This window comes from Leifsonia sp. NPDC058248 (assembly GCF_042881905.1).
GTDB lineage: Bacteria > Actinomycetota > Actinomycetes > Actinomycetales > Microbacteriaceae > Leifsonia.
Map to the genome: position 1 here is coordinate 88,403 of NZ_JBHVXB010000012.1, position 12,526 is coordinate 100,928.

The following is a 12,526-nucleotide window of genomic DNA, read 5'->3' on the forward strand; positions in this document are numbered from 1 at the left end:
CAGCCCGGCCGCCGACGCGTCATCGGCATCGGCGGCTGGGCCACCACCCTGCGGAGCGGCACGCCGAGCGGGTGCGCGCTGAGCAGGCGGCGCGGGCGTATGCTCCGCGCATGGACGCCTCACAGCGAACCATCGAAGCGGCCCTCCTGTACGAGGACGGGACGACGCTCGACAGCGTCGTGGTCGTCCCTCTGATCGGCGGATGCCCGCCCGGCCGCATCCACGTCGCGACGACGTTCGGCGGGGCTCTCGCCTACGACGTCTACGAGCTCGACGACGAGACCGACGGCTCGCCGCTGCCGTCGTACCCGTACATCGGGACCATCCCCCTCACGACCGACGACCTCGCCTGAGCGCACCCCGTCCGGGCGATCGGGCGTGGCAGACTTGATGCTCATGACCCGCGCACTCGTGATCGTCGACATCCAGAACGACTACTTTCCCGGCGGGGCGTTCCCGCTGGTCGAGCCGGAAGCGGCCGCCGCGAACGCCGCCGAGGTGCTCGGGGCCTTCCGCGCCGCCGGGGAGCCTGTCGTGCACATCCAGCACGTGTCGGCCGATCCTGAGGCCACGTTCATGCGCCGCGGCTCGCATGGCGACGAGATCCACGAGCTCGTCGCGCCCGCCGCCGGCGAGATCGTGCTCCAGAAGGCGCACCCCAACTCGTTCCTCGGCACGCACCTCGAATCGACGCTGCGCGACCTCGGCGCCGACGAGGTCGTGGTGCTCGGGATGATGTCGAGCATGTGCGTCGACGCCACCGTGCGCGCCGCCTCCGACCTCGGCTTCGACGTCACCGTCGTGCACGACGCCTGTGCCGCGCCCGACCTCGAGTTCGGCGGCACGAGCATCCCGGGCGGCGCCGTGCACGCCGCGTTCATGGCCGCGCTCTCCGACAGCTACGCCACGGTCGTACCCGCCGCCCGGCTCGCGCAGACGCACTGACGGACCCGGCGGTTAGCAACTCGCGGGCGTTTGTCCACTTGCTGTTCAGATTCACCTGATGGGATGTGCTGCATGAGCACGCAGGCGCAGGCCACGCGAATCGCCGAGTACCCCCGGCCCAGCCATTTCCTCCTCCACCTGAGCGACACGCACCTGATCACCGGTGACGGCCTGCTCTACGACAGCGTCGACGCGGACTCCCACCTCCGGCGGGTGTTCGACGAGATCGAAGCGGGAGGCGCGCGGCCCGAGGCGATCGTCTTCACCGGCGACCTCGCCGACAAGGGCGACCCGGCCGCCTACGCCAAATTGCGCAGCATCGTCGAGCCCGCCGCGGCACGGATGGGCGCCCGCGTGATCTGGGTGATGGGCAACCACGACAACCGCGCCGCCTTCCGCTCCGAGCTGCTCGATCTGGCACCGTCGATGGCGGCCATCGACCAGGTGCACGACATCGGCGGTCTGCGCGTCATCACCCTCGACTCGACGGTCCCGGGCGCACACTACGGCGAGGTGACCGGCGAACAGCTCGACTGGCTCGCCGAGGAGCTCTCCACTCCTACGCCGCACGGGACGATCCTGGCCATGCATCACCCGCCGGTGCCGAGCGTGCTCGATCTGGCCGTCTCCGTCGAGCTGCGCGACCAGTGGTCGCTGAGCGAGGTGCTCGAGGGCTCGGATGTGCGGAGCATCATCGCCGGACATCTGCACTACTCGACGAACGCGACCTTCGCGGGCATCCCGGTCTCGGTCGCGTCGGCCACCTGCTACACCCAGGATCTCAACGTCCCCGTCGGCGGCACCCGCGGCCGCGACGGCGCGCAGGCGTTCAACCTCGTGCACGTCTACGGGTCGACCGTGCTCCACTCCGTCGTGCCGGTCGGAGAGTACCCGACCGTCAGCTATGTCACACCCGACGAGTCGGCCGCGCGCCTGCGCCAGTCCGGGATGGTGATCCCGCCGGCGCTGCCCATCGCTCCGCCGCGCGAGGTCGCACTCGCGCCGAGCGACACCTCTGCGCTCGCCGCAGCGCGCTCGTAGGGCTCAGTCCCGGTCGGCCGGGACTTCCCACGGCGCCCGGATCGGGTAGTACCGATCGAGGAAGTCGGTGACGAGCATCGCGCGCTCCTCCGCCGAGACCTCCGGGAAGCTGCCGTCGTTGAGGCAGAACAGGTCGTACTGCCGCTCCTTGAGCATCCCGGGGAGCCGCGCCAGCCCGGCGCGCGCCGTCGTGTCGATGTAGCGCACCACCGCCGCGTCCTGCTGCACCGCGCGACCGGTCATGAGCGAGTAGTAGTGGTAGAGCGAGTTCGTCACCGAGATGTCGGTGCTCGCCCGGAACGTGCTGAGCTGCGTTCGGGCGAAATCGTCGGCGAACTCCCGCTCCAGCTCGAACAGCACGCTCTTGCGCAGCGGAGCGGCGGTGTGTTCGAGATGCCGGGTGATCACGCGGCCGAACCGCTCCCAGAGCAGGCGGCGGTTGACGCGGGCCGAGTTCTCGAACCCGCTTCGCGCCGGATCGTTCTCGCCCAGCCCGATACGGGTCTGCGCCTCGATGAACTTCGTCACGCCGCCGGAGGAGAAGAACATGCTCGGCTGGACGGGCCGGCCGAAGAACATGTCGTCGTTCGAGTACAGGAAGTGCTCGCTGAGCCCTTCGATGTGGTGCAGGCGGCTCTCGATCGCGTGCGAGTTGTGCGTCGGCAGCGCCTCCGGGTCGCTGAAGAACTCCTCGCTGCGCACCAGGCGGACCGACGGATGCTCGTCGAGCCACGCCGGACGGGGCGAGTCGGTCACGATGAAGATCTGTCGGATCCACGGTGCGAACAGGTAGACCGAGCGCAGCGCGTACTTCAGCTCGTCGATCTGGCGGTAGCGGGCCTCGGAGTCGTCGCCCTCCCCCACCACGTAGCTCTTCATCCGCTTCGCCCTCGCCCGCTGGAACTCGATGTCGGTGCCGTCGACCCACGAGAAGACGAGGTCGATGTCGAACCGCACGTCGGAGGCATGCGGGTCGAACATCCCCTGCAGCGTGTTCCAGGTGCGCCCGAAGAGCTCGACCGTCGTGCGCACCGCTTCGGAGCGCGGCAGCAGGCGGCGGGTCAGCGAGTTCTCGACCGGGCAGTCGATGACGTCGTCGTCGAACCGCCAGAACTGCAGCTCGATGCCGGTGGAGGCGCCGTAGCTGAGACCGCCGACCGGCTCGATGCGCGGGCGGTAGAGCCGGAGGATGCGGGCTTTGCGCTTGGGCGACAGCTCCCCGCGGTTCACGAGCACCGGCCGCGCCTTGCTGTCGATGGTCTTCGAGTAGAGCGGTTCGTCTGCGCAGGCGCTCGCGAGGGCATCCGTCATCCGGCTCTTCAAGGACTGGTCGAGCGCGATCACCGGGCGCTCGTCGTTGCCGCGCACCAGCAGGAAGTCGATCTTGGCGTCGGTCAGCACGTCGCCGACGAACAGCAGGTCTTCGACGAGGGCCTGGTGAGGCGTCAGAGTCGTGTTGACCAGGCGCGCGACGCCTTTGCGAACCACCACGTCGGGCCGCTTGTGCGTGTTCGGCCACGATCTCGATACGGTGCCCTCGCCGGTCGACGGGCCGAACTCGCCGTCGGGTTCGGTGGCGGGCTCGAGCGAGACGTTGTGGGTTGCGGCGCTACCAGCGGTCATGTTCTCCGATCGTCCGGCGCAGGTCGGGTGCCCGCAGCCGTCCTTTGAAGAATACGGCAGAGATATGACAGTGGGATGTCCGCCTTCCGGCGGTGACGATCTCCTATCATCGTCACGTGCATCCGGTTGTCGACATCCTCGAGACGTTCGGCGCCGAGGGCGCCCCGGAGCGATTGCCCGGCGGGCGCGGAGCCACATGGAGATCCGGGGACATCATTCTCAAGCCCCTCGACGTCCTCCCCGAGGAGCTGGCCTGGCTCGACGAGGTGGCACGTGGGCGCGGCACGGCGAACGGGATCCGGCTCAGCCTTCCGCTCCGGAGCCGATCGCAGCAGTTGATCGTCGACGGCTGGACCGCCTTCCCGCGACTGGAGGGGGACCACCGGCCCGGGCGATGGCTGGAGATCGCCGAGGTCGCACGGGAGTTCGCGGCACTGTTCGCGGGGGTCGGGCGTCCGGACTTCCTCGACCGGCGGGACAACGCGTGGGCGCGAGCCGATCGTTACGCCTGGGGCGAGGGCGAAGGCTCCGGTCCGGAGGCCGCGCCCCGCGTCGCCGAGCTGGTCGACGCTCGGCGCGAGGTCGCCGACCTCCCCGGCATCGTCCACGCGGACCTCGCCGGCAATGTCCTGTTCGCAGCGGGCCTGTCGCCCGCCGTCATCGATCTCACCGTCTACTGGCGACCCGTCGGCTATTCGATCGCCGTCGTCGCCGTCGACGCGGTCTGCTTCGAGGGGGCACCCCTCACTCTGCTCGAGACGATCAGCACCGACCGGGACTTCCCGCAGCAGCTCGTTCGCGCCCTGCTGTTCCGGATCGTCACCGACTGGTTCAACGGCCGTCCCGCCGACGAATACGGCGTCTACGACACCGCCGTCGATCGCGTTCTCGAACTGAACAGCAATGACCGCTGAGCCGCGCATCCGCTCCCGCAGACTTCCCGGCGCCAGGCTGCTCGCCTGCGTCGTCGACTGGGCGTGCATCCTGGTCTGGGTCGCCATCACTGCGGCGATCGGCATCCCCCTGTTCCTGGCGGGGGTCACGGATGGTCTGAGCATCCCGGCCCTGAACGTCGTGGCGACGATCGTCCTGGTGCTGCCGGTGACGGTGGGCCTGGCCCTGCTGGAGGCGAGCAGCCGGGAGTCGACGCTCGGCAAGCGCGTGCGTCGACTGCGCGTCGTCGATGCGAGCACGGGTTCGCCCGTGCCCTTCGGGCGCACGCTGCTCCGCAACGTGGTGAAGGTCGCGATTCCCTGGACGCTCGGCCACGCGGCGGTTTACGCCCTGGTTGCGAGCGATCCGGATGCTCCGCCGACGGGCGGCGTCTGGGTGCTGACGGCGGCCGCGTACGCTCTGCCGATCGTTTACGTCGTCTCGCTGTTCGGCGGGGACGGCCGGACACCGTACGACCGCCTGGCACGGACTCGCGTGCTCAGGGACGATCGCTGACGGTGTCCGGCCGGTTGTCGTCTTACGCGGCGGAGACGTAGCCCGCCGACGAGCTGTCGCCGGCGAGGCCGTAGTAGCTCGTCGTGGCGGTGCTGCGCGTGAGGTTCCAGGACCGCTCGAACGAGCTGCCGTCGACCTCGTAGCCGACCACGATGCGATCGGCGGTCTCGTCGCCGAACGGCACGATGAGCGGACGACCGAGACCGCCGGCTTCGAGAACGGCGACGCGGCGCCCGGTGGAGGGCTCGGCCGTCTCGGTCGAGATCTGGGCGGGGGTCAGGTGGAGCACGGTGGTCTCACTGCGCGAAACAGTGGGGATGGTGGTCGGGTTCATCAGGATTCCTCTCAATATAAATAAATGTTTATTTTGATCGTAACACCGTAGGATCGCAGAAGGAAGACCACGGAGGCGAAATGGCGAAGCGATACGACCGGGCGGAGAGTTCGCGCCTGCTCCTCGAGGCGAGCGCTGTCGAGTTCGCCCGGAATGGGATCGGCGGCGCCCGCATCGACAAGATCGCCGATCGCGCCGGCGTGAACAAGGCCTCGATTTACACGTACTTCGGCAAGAAGGACGACCTCTTCGCCGCCCTCCTGGAGGAGAAGCTCGGCGAACTCGCCCAGCACGTGGTGGTCCGCTCGGCCGGCATCCCGGAGTATGCGGGGCAGCTCTTCGACTTCCTCAACGACAACCCCGAGATCGTACGGCTCTTCGAGCAGGAGGGGATGCACTACGACCCGCTCGAGGTGCCCGGCTTCGAGAAGCGCGCCGCCTACTTCCAGGAGCGCGTCCGGGTGGTCCGGGAAGCGCTGGGCGACGACGCCGACGCCGCGGCGATGTTCTTCAGCATCATCTCGATGTCGTACTGGTTCGTCGCGGCACCCCAGGTCGTGAGCATGGTCTTCGGCGACGCCTCCCCCGAGGAGATCCGGCGCCGCTACCGCGCACAGGTCGTCGGCAACGCACAGGCGATGCTCGCCGCCGAGAAAGCGGAGGCGGAGCCGGCCTGATCGCCGGGCGGACATCACCCCTTCCGGGTGATCGCACAGAGCGCTCGGGCGACTATCTTGGCCGCATGACCGATGACCAGGAGCTCGACAAGCCGGCGAGCACCGTGCTGTCCGACCTCGTCCACGGCCGGATAATGCACCTGCCCGTCAGCGCGGACCGGGCGATCCAGGACTTCCACGACTCATCCCAGGAGTGGCGCCGACTGCTGTCGGAGCTGCTGGGAACGTTCTTCCTCGTGCTCGTCGCCGCGGGCGGCGGCATGATGGGCCAGGCGTTCGCCGACACGATCACCCGGACGGACGCCGTGGTGGCGCCCGGTCTGATGGTGTTCGCGATCATCCTCTTCATGGGCAAGGTCTCCGGCGCCCACCTGAACCCCGCGGTCAGCATCGCCTTCGCGCTGCGCGGCGACTTCCCCTGGGGCCGCGTGCCCGGCTACATCCTCGTGCAACTCCTCGGTGCGACCCTCGCCGCGTGGTTCCTCACGGCAGTGCTCCCGGTGTCGTCGTCGTTCGGGTCGAACTACCCGGCGAAGGGCTACGCGGACGGCATCGCGTTCGTCATGGAGCTCACCCTCACGTTCGGACTGGTGAGCGTGATCCTCGGGACGGCATCCGGAGCCCAGAACCTCGGGATCATCGGCGCGTTCGGGGTGGGCGCCTACATCATTCTCGCGGGGCTCTGGGCGAGCCCGATCTCGGGCGCGTCGATGAATCCCGCGCGCACCTTCGGCCCGGATCTGCTCGCCGGCGACTTCACGGCGTACTGGGTCTATGTGCTGGGACCGATCGCTGGAGCGGTGGTCGCCGTCGGCGCCGCCTTCCTGCTGCGAGGCCGCGGAGGCGGGGCGTCCGGCTCGGGAGCGGCGCAGGGCGCGCTCCAGACGCACGTGTCGGAACCGAAGCAGCCGTGAGGGTCCCGGTCGATCGGCGCCAGTAGCCTCGGCGTCAGTCCTTGGCGTCGATGAGGAACTGCACCGCCTTGGTCCAGTCGCGATCCACGGTCGTCGGCGGGATGTCCTCCTCACCGGCGAAATGGCTGGCGAAATGCACTCCGGGCTCGTCCCGCACCGGCTCGGCCGTCTTGACCAGGCCGAAATAGACGTCATCGTTCTCGACGCGCCACACGCCGACCTCGGCGGGCACCGGGATCAGGCGCACGGTGTGGCCACCGTACGAGTATTCGTCGGTGGGGTACTCGATCGGCTCTTGCGGCTGGGTGTCGGCGTGACTCATGGCGGCCTTCGTTCGGGATGCAGTTGGTGGCGGCATCCATGGAACAACTAGTTCAGGAAACTAGCAAGTGGTGCGCGGGGCCATTGATTTCGTGCGGGATCGGGGGTAATCGGACGAGCATCCGGGACGCGGGCGAGCGGCGGACAGTCTCCTCGCATTCGGACGCGGGGTCAACGGGCTACCCGTGCGCGGCATCGGCGCGTACATTCTGCCAACGCTGGAGCATTGCGCCGGTCGAACGCCGGCACACCGAGATGCGACAGAGGAGAGGACACCATCATGAGCGACCCCGTGACGCCCGACCGAGCGACGACCCACCCCGCTGCCGAGCCCATCGTCGAGCCTGCGCCCGTCGAGCGGCGCACCGTCGACCCGGCCGGCGCCGAAGCCGTGGCCGCCGACCCGGCTGCCACCAGGACCGTGGCCACCGAGCCCGCCGCCGCTGACACCGTCGTCGTCGACCAGGCCGCGACGGAACGCCACCCGGGCGATGCCGTCTACGACCGCGAAGCCACCGCCGCCGCCGTCCCCGTCGACCGCGAGCACACCCTGCGCCACGATGTGGTGGAGCGCGAAGAGCGCGAGTTCGGCGGCATGAAGTTCGGCTCGGCCTTCTTCGGCTGGCTCGCCGCGACCGGCACCGCCGTGCTGCTCACAGCCCTCGTCGCCGCAGCCGGAGCTGCAGTGGGCCTCGGCGCGAACGGAACGCCGCAGAAAGCCGCCGACCAGGCCAACAGCAACGCCGGCACGGTCGGGCTGATCGGCGCGATCGCGCTCGTCGTCGTGCTGTTCGTGTCGTACTTCGCCGGTGGATACGTCGCCGGCCGCATGGCGCGCTTCAACGGAGCCAAGCAGGGACTCGCCGTGTGGCTGTGGGCGGTCGTCATCGCCATCGTCGTCGCGATCATCGCAGCGATCGTCGGCACCCAGTACGACATCCTCGGCAACCTCAACAGCTTCCCGCGCATCCCGCTGAACGAGGGCACAGTGACGATCACCGGCGTGATCACGGCGATCGCCGTCGCGATCGTGAGCCTCGTCGGGGCGATCCTGGGCGGCATGGCCGGGATGCGGTACCACCGCCGGGTCGACCGCGTCGGGCTCGGGCGCTAGCCGGAACGGAGAAGAGACATGATCAGCCAGAGCAATGTCGCAGGATTGATCGGCGCGCGCGTCGACGACGCCGACGGCGAGAAGGTCGGCACCGTGGCGCAGATCTTCGTGGACCCGGCGAGCGGACTCGCCAACTGGGCGTCGGTCAAGACGGGCCTCTTCGGGATGTCCGAGACGTTCGTGCCGCTCGCCGAGGCGGCCGAGATCGGCGACACACTCCGCCTCCCGTACGCCAAGGCATTCATCAAGGATGCTCCTCGGGTCGACGCCGGAGGCGAGCTCACCCACGACGCGGAAGCAGAGCTGCAGGGCTACTACACGCGCGACGCAGTCGCCCAGGCTCCGGATGCGCACGGCCGACACCGCGCGGACCCCGACGAACTGCCCCGAGACACCCGGGCCTGACGACTGCCGTCTGACTCCGGCAGTCGAGGCGGCGGGACACTCAGAAGTCCTCGTGACCCTCCGCCTCGATGTCGAGGGTCTTCTCGTCGCCCGCCCAGGCTTCGAGAGCCAGGCCGAGCTGGCGTCGCAGCCATTCCGCCGACGGCGCGCCTTCCGTTTCGAGTTCGGCCAATCGCCGAGCTCGCTGGCCCGCGGTTCCGGTGAGATCGTCCATGTGGGCTCCCTTCCGCTACCGAGTCTGCCCCGCGACGAGCATGCGCACAATCATCCGGGGGTGCCCCGCCCGTTGTGACAGGCGGCCGGGATTCCTCCGGTCGCCTCAGGTCCGGTTCCACCGGGCGAGCTTCTGCGGATTCAGCACGATCCACACATACTGCACCCGTCCCCGGTGGAGTTCCAGGCTGATGACGGCGACGACGCGGCCGTCTCGGCTGACGACGAGACCGGGGCGACCGTTGACCGGATGTTCGGCGACCACGGCATCCGGGACTGTCGCGAACACCCGGAGCACGAGTCCGACTCCGACGCCGATCCCCCGGACCGGTCCCACCGCGAGTCGGGCCCGGCCTCCACCGTCGACCACGACGCCGACGTCCGGGTCGAGCACGGACGCCAGCGAGGCGACATCGCCCGTCTCGCACGCCCTGCCGAGCGTGAGGACGAGGGCGTGATCCCGATGCTCACGCGCTCCCGGCTCGTCCGATGCTCTCCTCATGCGCGGGTTCCTCACCGACGTCGTCGTCGCTCAGGTGCTGCAGGTCGCTCTGCGGGATCGGTGTGATGCGGTCCTCGAAGAAGAAGCGCGAGAGGCCCGCGCGCGCCCGCTCGGTCAGCCCGAGGTGCCCCCGCTCATCCGGATGCGCGCGTACCGGGCGATAGTCGCTGGTGTTGAGCAGGCGCCAGCGTTCGTGCTCGTCGACCGCCTGATGGATCTCGACGTATTCGCCGCCCGGCAGGCGCACGATCCGGCCGGTCTCGTATCCGTGGAGGAGGATCTGACGGTCCTTCTTCTGCAGGGCGAGGCAGACCCGGCGCGTGACGACGAACGCAACGACCGGACCGAGCACCACCACCGCCTGATAGAACGCGACGACCGTCTCGACTCCGACCTGGAACTGGGTGGCGACCACGTCAGCGCTCCCCGCGCCCCACAGTCCGGCGTAGAAGGCCATGCCCGCGACCCCTATGCCGGTGCGCGTCGGGGTGTTGCGCGGGCGGTCGAGCAGATTGTGGTCCCGCTCGTCGCCGGTGATCCACTCCTCCAGGAACGGATACAGCAGGACGGCGGCGAGATACGCGCCGACCACGGCGAGCGGCACCAGGATCGCGAGGGTCCAGGTGCGGCCCAGCCACACGAACTCCCATCCCGGCGGAACGAGACGGAGCGCTCCGTCGAGGAAGCCCGTGTACCAGTCGGGCTGGCTGCCGGCCGACGCATCCCCGGCCGACGACGGACCGTACAGCCAGATCGGACTGATCGTGATCGTCGCGGCGACCAGGAACAGGAGCCCCGACACCATCAGGAACAGTCCGCCGGCACGGGCGGCGGCATTCGGAAGCACCGGGATGCCGACGACGTTCTCCTCCGTGCGTCCCGGCCCCGGGAACTGTGCGGGCTTCTGCAGGTAGACCACCCGGATGCGCGCAGCCAGCAGCACGATGAGCAGCGCCGGCACCACGGCCACGTGGATCGGATAGAGGTGCTCGATGATCTCGCCGGGGAACTGTCCCCCGAACAGCAGCGTCGAGAGCCACGTGCCGATCACCGGTATGCCGAGAACGATTCCTTCCACGATGCGCAGACCGGTGCCGGAGAGCATGTCGTCGGGGAGCGCATAGCCGCTCCAGCCGCCCACCAGCGCGACGATGAGGATCAGGAACAGGAGCACCCAGGCGAGCCGGCGGGGCCGGCGGAACGCCCCCGTGAAGTAGGTCGTCAGCAGTTGGAGGATCAGCGCCGCCGGCAGCAGCAGAGCCGCCCAATGGTGCGCTTGGCGCAGGAGCAGACCGCCGCGTACCTCGAACGAGATCGCCATCGTCGACCGCATCGCCTTCGACATGGTGGCGCCGTCGAGGGGCGTGTACCCGCCCCGGTAGGTGACCGGGGTGCTGGACGGCGAGTAGAAGAACATCAGGAAGACGCCCGTGACGAAGAGGACGACGACGCACGCCACCGAGACGATGCCGAACAGGTTGGACCAGTGCAGCGGGACCCGCCTGCCCTCGAGCTCGGCCCCGAGCATCCCGAGCCTCCGGCCCAGCGCGGTGCGGGTCACGCGGCGAGCAGCCCGGTCGGTGAACGACCGCCGCGCCCGCCGACGATCAGTGCGCATCGGACACACCGGCCTCCGGTCGGAGCGCGTGCGGGAGCCCGCCGTCGACGAACGACCGCCGCGGATGCTGCACGGAGAGGAGCGAGACGATGTCGCGCCCGAACAGGAGGGCGCTCGCCCACACGAGCAGCACCCGGACCTTGCGCTCCCACGTGGGCACGGCGAGCACGTGGTAGCCGCGATGCATCACCCAGGCGAGGAGGCCGGTGATGACGATGCTGCGGTACTGGAAGATCCCGCGCCCGAGCCCGAGGGTCGCCACGACGCCCAGACTGCGGTGGACGTACTTCTTCGGCTGTTCACCGTGAAGCGTCGCTGCGATATTCTTCGCGAGCTGTTTGCCCTGCCGCACGGCGTGCTGCGCATTCGGGACGGTTCGGGCTCCCGGCACCCCGGAGGCGAGATCCGGCACGGCCGCGTCGTCACCGGCCGCCCACGCATCCGGTACCGGTTCGTCGTCGGTGCCGACCCGCAGGTCGGCGCGCACGATCACCGAGCCGCGGGCGTCGATCGGGAGGTCCGTGTGCCTCGCGACGACCGGGTTGGCCGCATTTCCGGCCGTCCAGACGATGACGTGCGAGTCGAACTCCTCTCCCGTCGACAGCATCACGTGGCCGTTCTCCGCCGACGTCAGCTGACTGTTGAGGTGGATGTGCGCGCCCCGCTCCTCGAGGGTCCGGACGACCCAGGCGCCCGGCTTGTCCGTGACTTCCGGGAGGATCCGGCCGTTCGCCTCGACGAGGTGGAACGCGAGCTCGGAGAAGCGCAGCTCGGGGTACGACCTCAGCAGTGCGGTGGCCAGCGAGAGCAACTCGGCGAATCCTTCGACACCCGAGAATCCGCCGCCGACGAAGGTGACCGTCAGCAGCCGCGACCGTTCGGGACCGGGCGGAAGCAGCGATGCGCGGTCGAACGCGGTGAGCAGGCGGTCACGGATCGCGACGGCCTCCTCGACGTGCTTCATCCCGATCGCCACCTCGGTGAGGCCGGCAATCGGGAACTTCCGCGTGACCGCGCCGGCGGTGACGACGATGATGTCGTAGTGGAGGACGAAGTCGGGTCCGTCCTTCGGGGTGACGGTCACGGCCTTCGCCGCGTGATCGATCGACGTCACCATGGCGGGGATCACGGTGGTCCTCCGGAGGTGGCTGCGGAGGGAGACCGCCGCGTGCCTGGCCTCGATCGATCCTGCCGCGACCTCCGGCAGGAACGGCTGATACGTCATGTACGGGCGGGGATCGACGATCGTGATCTCGGCTTCGTCCGGCCGGAGCCTCTTCTCGAGGTTCCACGCCGTGTAGAACCCCGCGTAACCGCCGCCCACCACCAGAATCCTTCGCACAATGTCCTCCTGTCTCACTAACTAAGAC

At 69.1% G+C, this 12,526-nt stretch carries 16 protein-coding genes; 9 read left to right on the forward strand and 7 right to left on the reverse strand.

The window, feature by feature from the left end; translation table 11 throughout:
• The first annotated feature begins 110 nt into the window (after positions 1-110).
• From ACFVV5_RS17570 to ACFVV5_RS17580, 3 genes are all read left to right on the forward strand, one after another.
• Positions 111-353 (forward strand): hypothetical protein, encoded by a 243-nt coding sequence (locus ACFVV5_RS17570; protein ID WP_387246663.1) that lies wholly within the window; start codon positions 111-113, stop codon positions 351-353.
• A 43-nt stretch (positions 354-396) separates the two neighbouring features.
• Positions 397-945, forward strand: a complete 549-nt coding sequence (locus ACFVV5_RS17575) for a cysteine hydrolase family protein (protein WP_387246665.1) — start codon at positions 397-399, stop codon at positions 943-945.
• A 72-nt stretch (positions 946-1,017) separates the two neighbouring features.
• Positions 1,018-1,986, forward strand: coding sequence for a phosphodiesterase (locus tag ACFVV5_RS17580; protein WP_387246667.1), 969 nt, complete (start codon positions 1,018-1,020; stop codon positions 1,984-1,986).
• Positions 1,987-1,989: 3 nt separating this feature from the next.
• Here the strand turns inward: ACFVV5_RS17580 and ACFVV5_RS17585 are convergent, their stop codons facing one another.
• Entirely contained in the window at positions 1,990-3,609 is a 1,620-nt protein-coding gene (locus tag ACFVV5_RS17585) for a stealth family protein (RefSeq protein ID WP_387246669.1), read from the reverse strand.
• A 116-nt stretch (positions 3,610-3,725) separates the two neighbouring features.
• Between ACFVV5_RS17585 and ACFVV5_RS17590 the strand changes: the two genes are divergently transcribed.
• Positions 3,726-4,523 (forward strand): TIGR02569 family protein, encoded by a 798-nt coding sequence (locus tag ACFVV5_RS17590; protein ID WP_387246671.1) that lies wholly within the window; start codon positions 3,726-3,728, stop codon positions 4,521-4,523.
• Positions 4,513-5,058 (forward strand): RDD family protein, encoded by a 546-nt coding sequence (locus tag ACFVV5_RS17595; RefSeq protein ID WP_387246672.1) that lies wholly within the window; start codon positions 4,513-4,515, stop codon positions 5,056-5,058. Before ACFVV5_RS17590 ends, ACFVV5_RS17595 begins: the two co-directional genes overlap by 11 nt.
• Positions 5,059-5,080: 22 nt before the next feature.
• Here ACFVV5_RS17595 and ACFVV5_RS17600 read toward each other — a convergent pair whose 3' ends face one another.
• A complete protein-coding gene (locus ACFVV5_RS17600; RefSeq protein ID WP_387246674.1) occupies positions 5,081-5,392 on the reverse strand; it encodes a hypothetical protein in 312 nt (103 codons plus the stop codon).
• 80 nt (positions 5,393-5,472) lie between these two features.
• Here ACFVV5_RS17600 and ACFVV5_RS17605 point away from each other — a divergent pair, with 80 nt between their 5' ends.
• Both ACFVV5_RS17605 and ACFVV5_RS17610 read left to right on the forward strand, forming a co-directional pair.
• Positions 5,473-6,069, forward strand: a complete 597-nt coding sequence (locus tag ACFVV5_RS17605) for a TetR/AcrR family transcriptional regulator (RefSeq protein WP_387246676.1) — start codon at positions 5,473-5,475, stop codon at positions 6,067-6,069.
• 65 nt (positions 6,070-6,134) lie between these two features.
• Positions 6,135-6,983, forward strand: a complete 849-nt coding sequence (locus ACFVV5_RS17610) for an MIP/aquaporin family protein (RefSeq protein WP_387246678.1) — start codon at positions 6,135-6,137, stop codon at positions 6,981-6,983.
• 34 nt (positions 6,984-7,017) lie between these two features.
• Here ACFVV5_RS17610 and ACFVV5_RS17615 read toward each other — a convergent pair whose 3' ends face one another.
• Entirely contained in the window at positions 7,018-7,305 is a 288-nt protein-coding gene (locus ACFVV5_RS17615) for a hypothetical protein (RefSeq protein WP_387246680.1), read from the reverse strand.
• Between the two features lie 279 nt (positions 7,306-7,584).
• On the opposite strand from ACFVV5_RS17615, the gene ACFVV5_RS17620 reads away from it, so the two are divergent.
• Both ACFVV5_RS17620 and ACFVV5_RS17625 read left to right on the forward strand, forming a co-directional pair.
• Complete coding sequence (locus ACFVV5_RS17620; protein WP_387246682.1) at positions 7,585-8,418, forward strand: hypothetical protein; 834 nt, start codon at positions 7,585-7,587, stop codon at positions 8,416-8,418.
• Positions 8,419-8,436: 18 nt separating this feature from the next.
• Positions 8,437-8,823, forward strand: a complete 387-nt coding sequence (locus ACFVV5_RS17625) for a PRC-barrel domain-containing protein (protein ID WP_387246684.1) — start codon at positions 8,437-8,439, stop codon at positions 8,821-8,823.
• A gap of 40 nt (positions 8,824-8,863) precedes the next feature.
• Here ACFVV5_RS17625 and ACFVV5_RS17630 read toward each other — a convergent pair whose 3' ends face one another.
• From ACFVV5_RS17630 to ACFVV5_RS17645, 4 genes are all read right to left on the reverse strand, one after another.
• A complete protein-coding gene (locus ACFVV5_RS17630) occupies positions 8,864-9,037 on the reverse strand; it encodes a hypothetical protein (protein ID WP_387246686.1) in 174 nt (57 codons plus the stop codon).
• A gap of 105 nt (positions 9,038-9,142) precedes the next feature.
• A complete protein-coding gene (locus ACFVV5_RS17635; RefSeq protein WP_387246687.1) occupies positions 9,143-9,538 on the reverse strand; it encodes a hypothetical protein in 396 nt (131 codons plus the stop codon).
• Positions 9,504-11,156, reverse strand: coding sequence for a cytochrome bc complex cytochrome b subunit (locus ACFVV5_RS17640; RefSeq protein WP_387246689.1), 1,653 nt, complete (start codon positions 11,154-11,156; stop codon positions 9,504-9,506). The genes ACFVV5_RS17635 and ACFVV5_RS17640 overlap by 35 nt, the downstream gene beginning before the upstream one ends.
• Complete coding sequence (locus ACFVV5_RS17645) at positions 11,146-12,498, reverse strand: NAD(P)/FAD-dependent oxidoreductase (RefSeq protein ID WP_387246691.1); 1,353 nt, start codon at positions 12,496-12,498, stop codon at positions 11,146-11,148. The genes ACFVV5_RS17640 and ACFVV5_RS17645 overlap by 11 nt, the downstream gene beginning before the upstream one ends.
• Positions 12,499-12,526: the final 28 nt, after the last annotated feature.

Bases quoted from the DNA above. Each gene is read 5' to 3' on its own strand.
- ACFVV5_RS17570 (WP_387246663.1), top strand. From the start codon at position 111: ATGGACGCCTCACAGCGAACCATCGAAGCGGCCCTCCTGTACGAGGAC.
- ACFVV5_RS17575 (WP_387246665.1), top strand. From the start codon at position 397: ATGACCCGCGCACTCGTGATCGTCGACATCCAGAACGACTACTTTCCC.
- ACFVV5_RS17580 (WP_387246667.1), top strand. From the start codon at position 1,018: ATGAGCACGCAGGCGCAGGCCACGCGAATCGCCGAGTACCCCCGGCCC.
- ACFVV5_RS17585 (WP_387246669.1), bottom strand. From the start codon at position 3,609: ATGACCGCTGGTAGCGCCGCAACCCACAACGTCTCGCTCGAGCCCGCC.
- ACFVV5_RS17595 (WP_387246672.1), top strand. From the start codon at position 4,513: ATGACCGCTGAGCCGCGCATCCGCTCCCGCAGACTTCCCGGCGCCAGG.
- ACFVV5_RS17600 (WP_387246674.1), bottom strand. From the start codon at position 5,392: ATGAACCCGACCACCATCCCCACTGTTTCGCGCAGTGAGACCACCGTG.
- ACFVV5_RS17605 (WP_387246676.1), top strand. From the start codon at position 5,473: ATGGCGAAGCGATACGACCGGGCGGAGAGTTCGCGCCTGCTCCTCGAG.
- ACFVV5_RS17610 (WP_387246678.1), top strand. From the start codon at position 6,135: ATGACCGATGACCAGGAGCTCGACAAGCCGGCGAGCACCGTGCTGTCC.
- ACFVV5_RS17615 (WP_387246680.1), bottom strand. From the start codon at position 7,305: ATGAGTCACGCCGACACCCAGCCGCAAGAGCCGATCGAGTACCCCACC.
- ACFVV5_RS17620 (WP_387246682.1), top strand. From the start codon at position 7,585: ATGAGCGACCCCGTGACGCCCGACCGAGCGACGACCCACCCCGCTGCC.
- ACFVV5_RS17625 (WP_387246684.1), top strand. From the start codon at position 8,437: ATGATCAGCCAGAGCAATGTCGCAGGATTGATCGGCGCGCGCGTCGAC.
- ACFVV5_RS17630 (WP_387246686.1), bottom strand. From the start codon at position 9,037: ATGGACGATCTCACCGGAACCGCGGGCCAGCGAGCTCGGCGATTGGCC.
- ACFVV5_RS17635 (WP_387246687.1), bottom strand. From the start codon at position 9,538: ATGAGGAGAGCATCGGACGAGCCGGGAGCGCGTGAGCATCGGGATCAC.
- ACFVV5_RS17640 (WP_387246689.1), bottom strand. From the start codon at position 11,156: ATGCGCACTGATCGTCGGCGGGCGCGGCGGTCGTTCACCGACCGGGCT.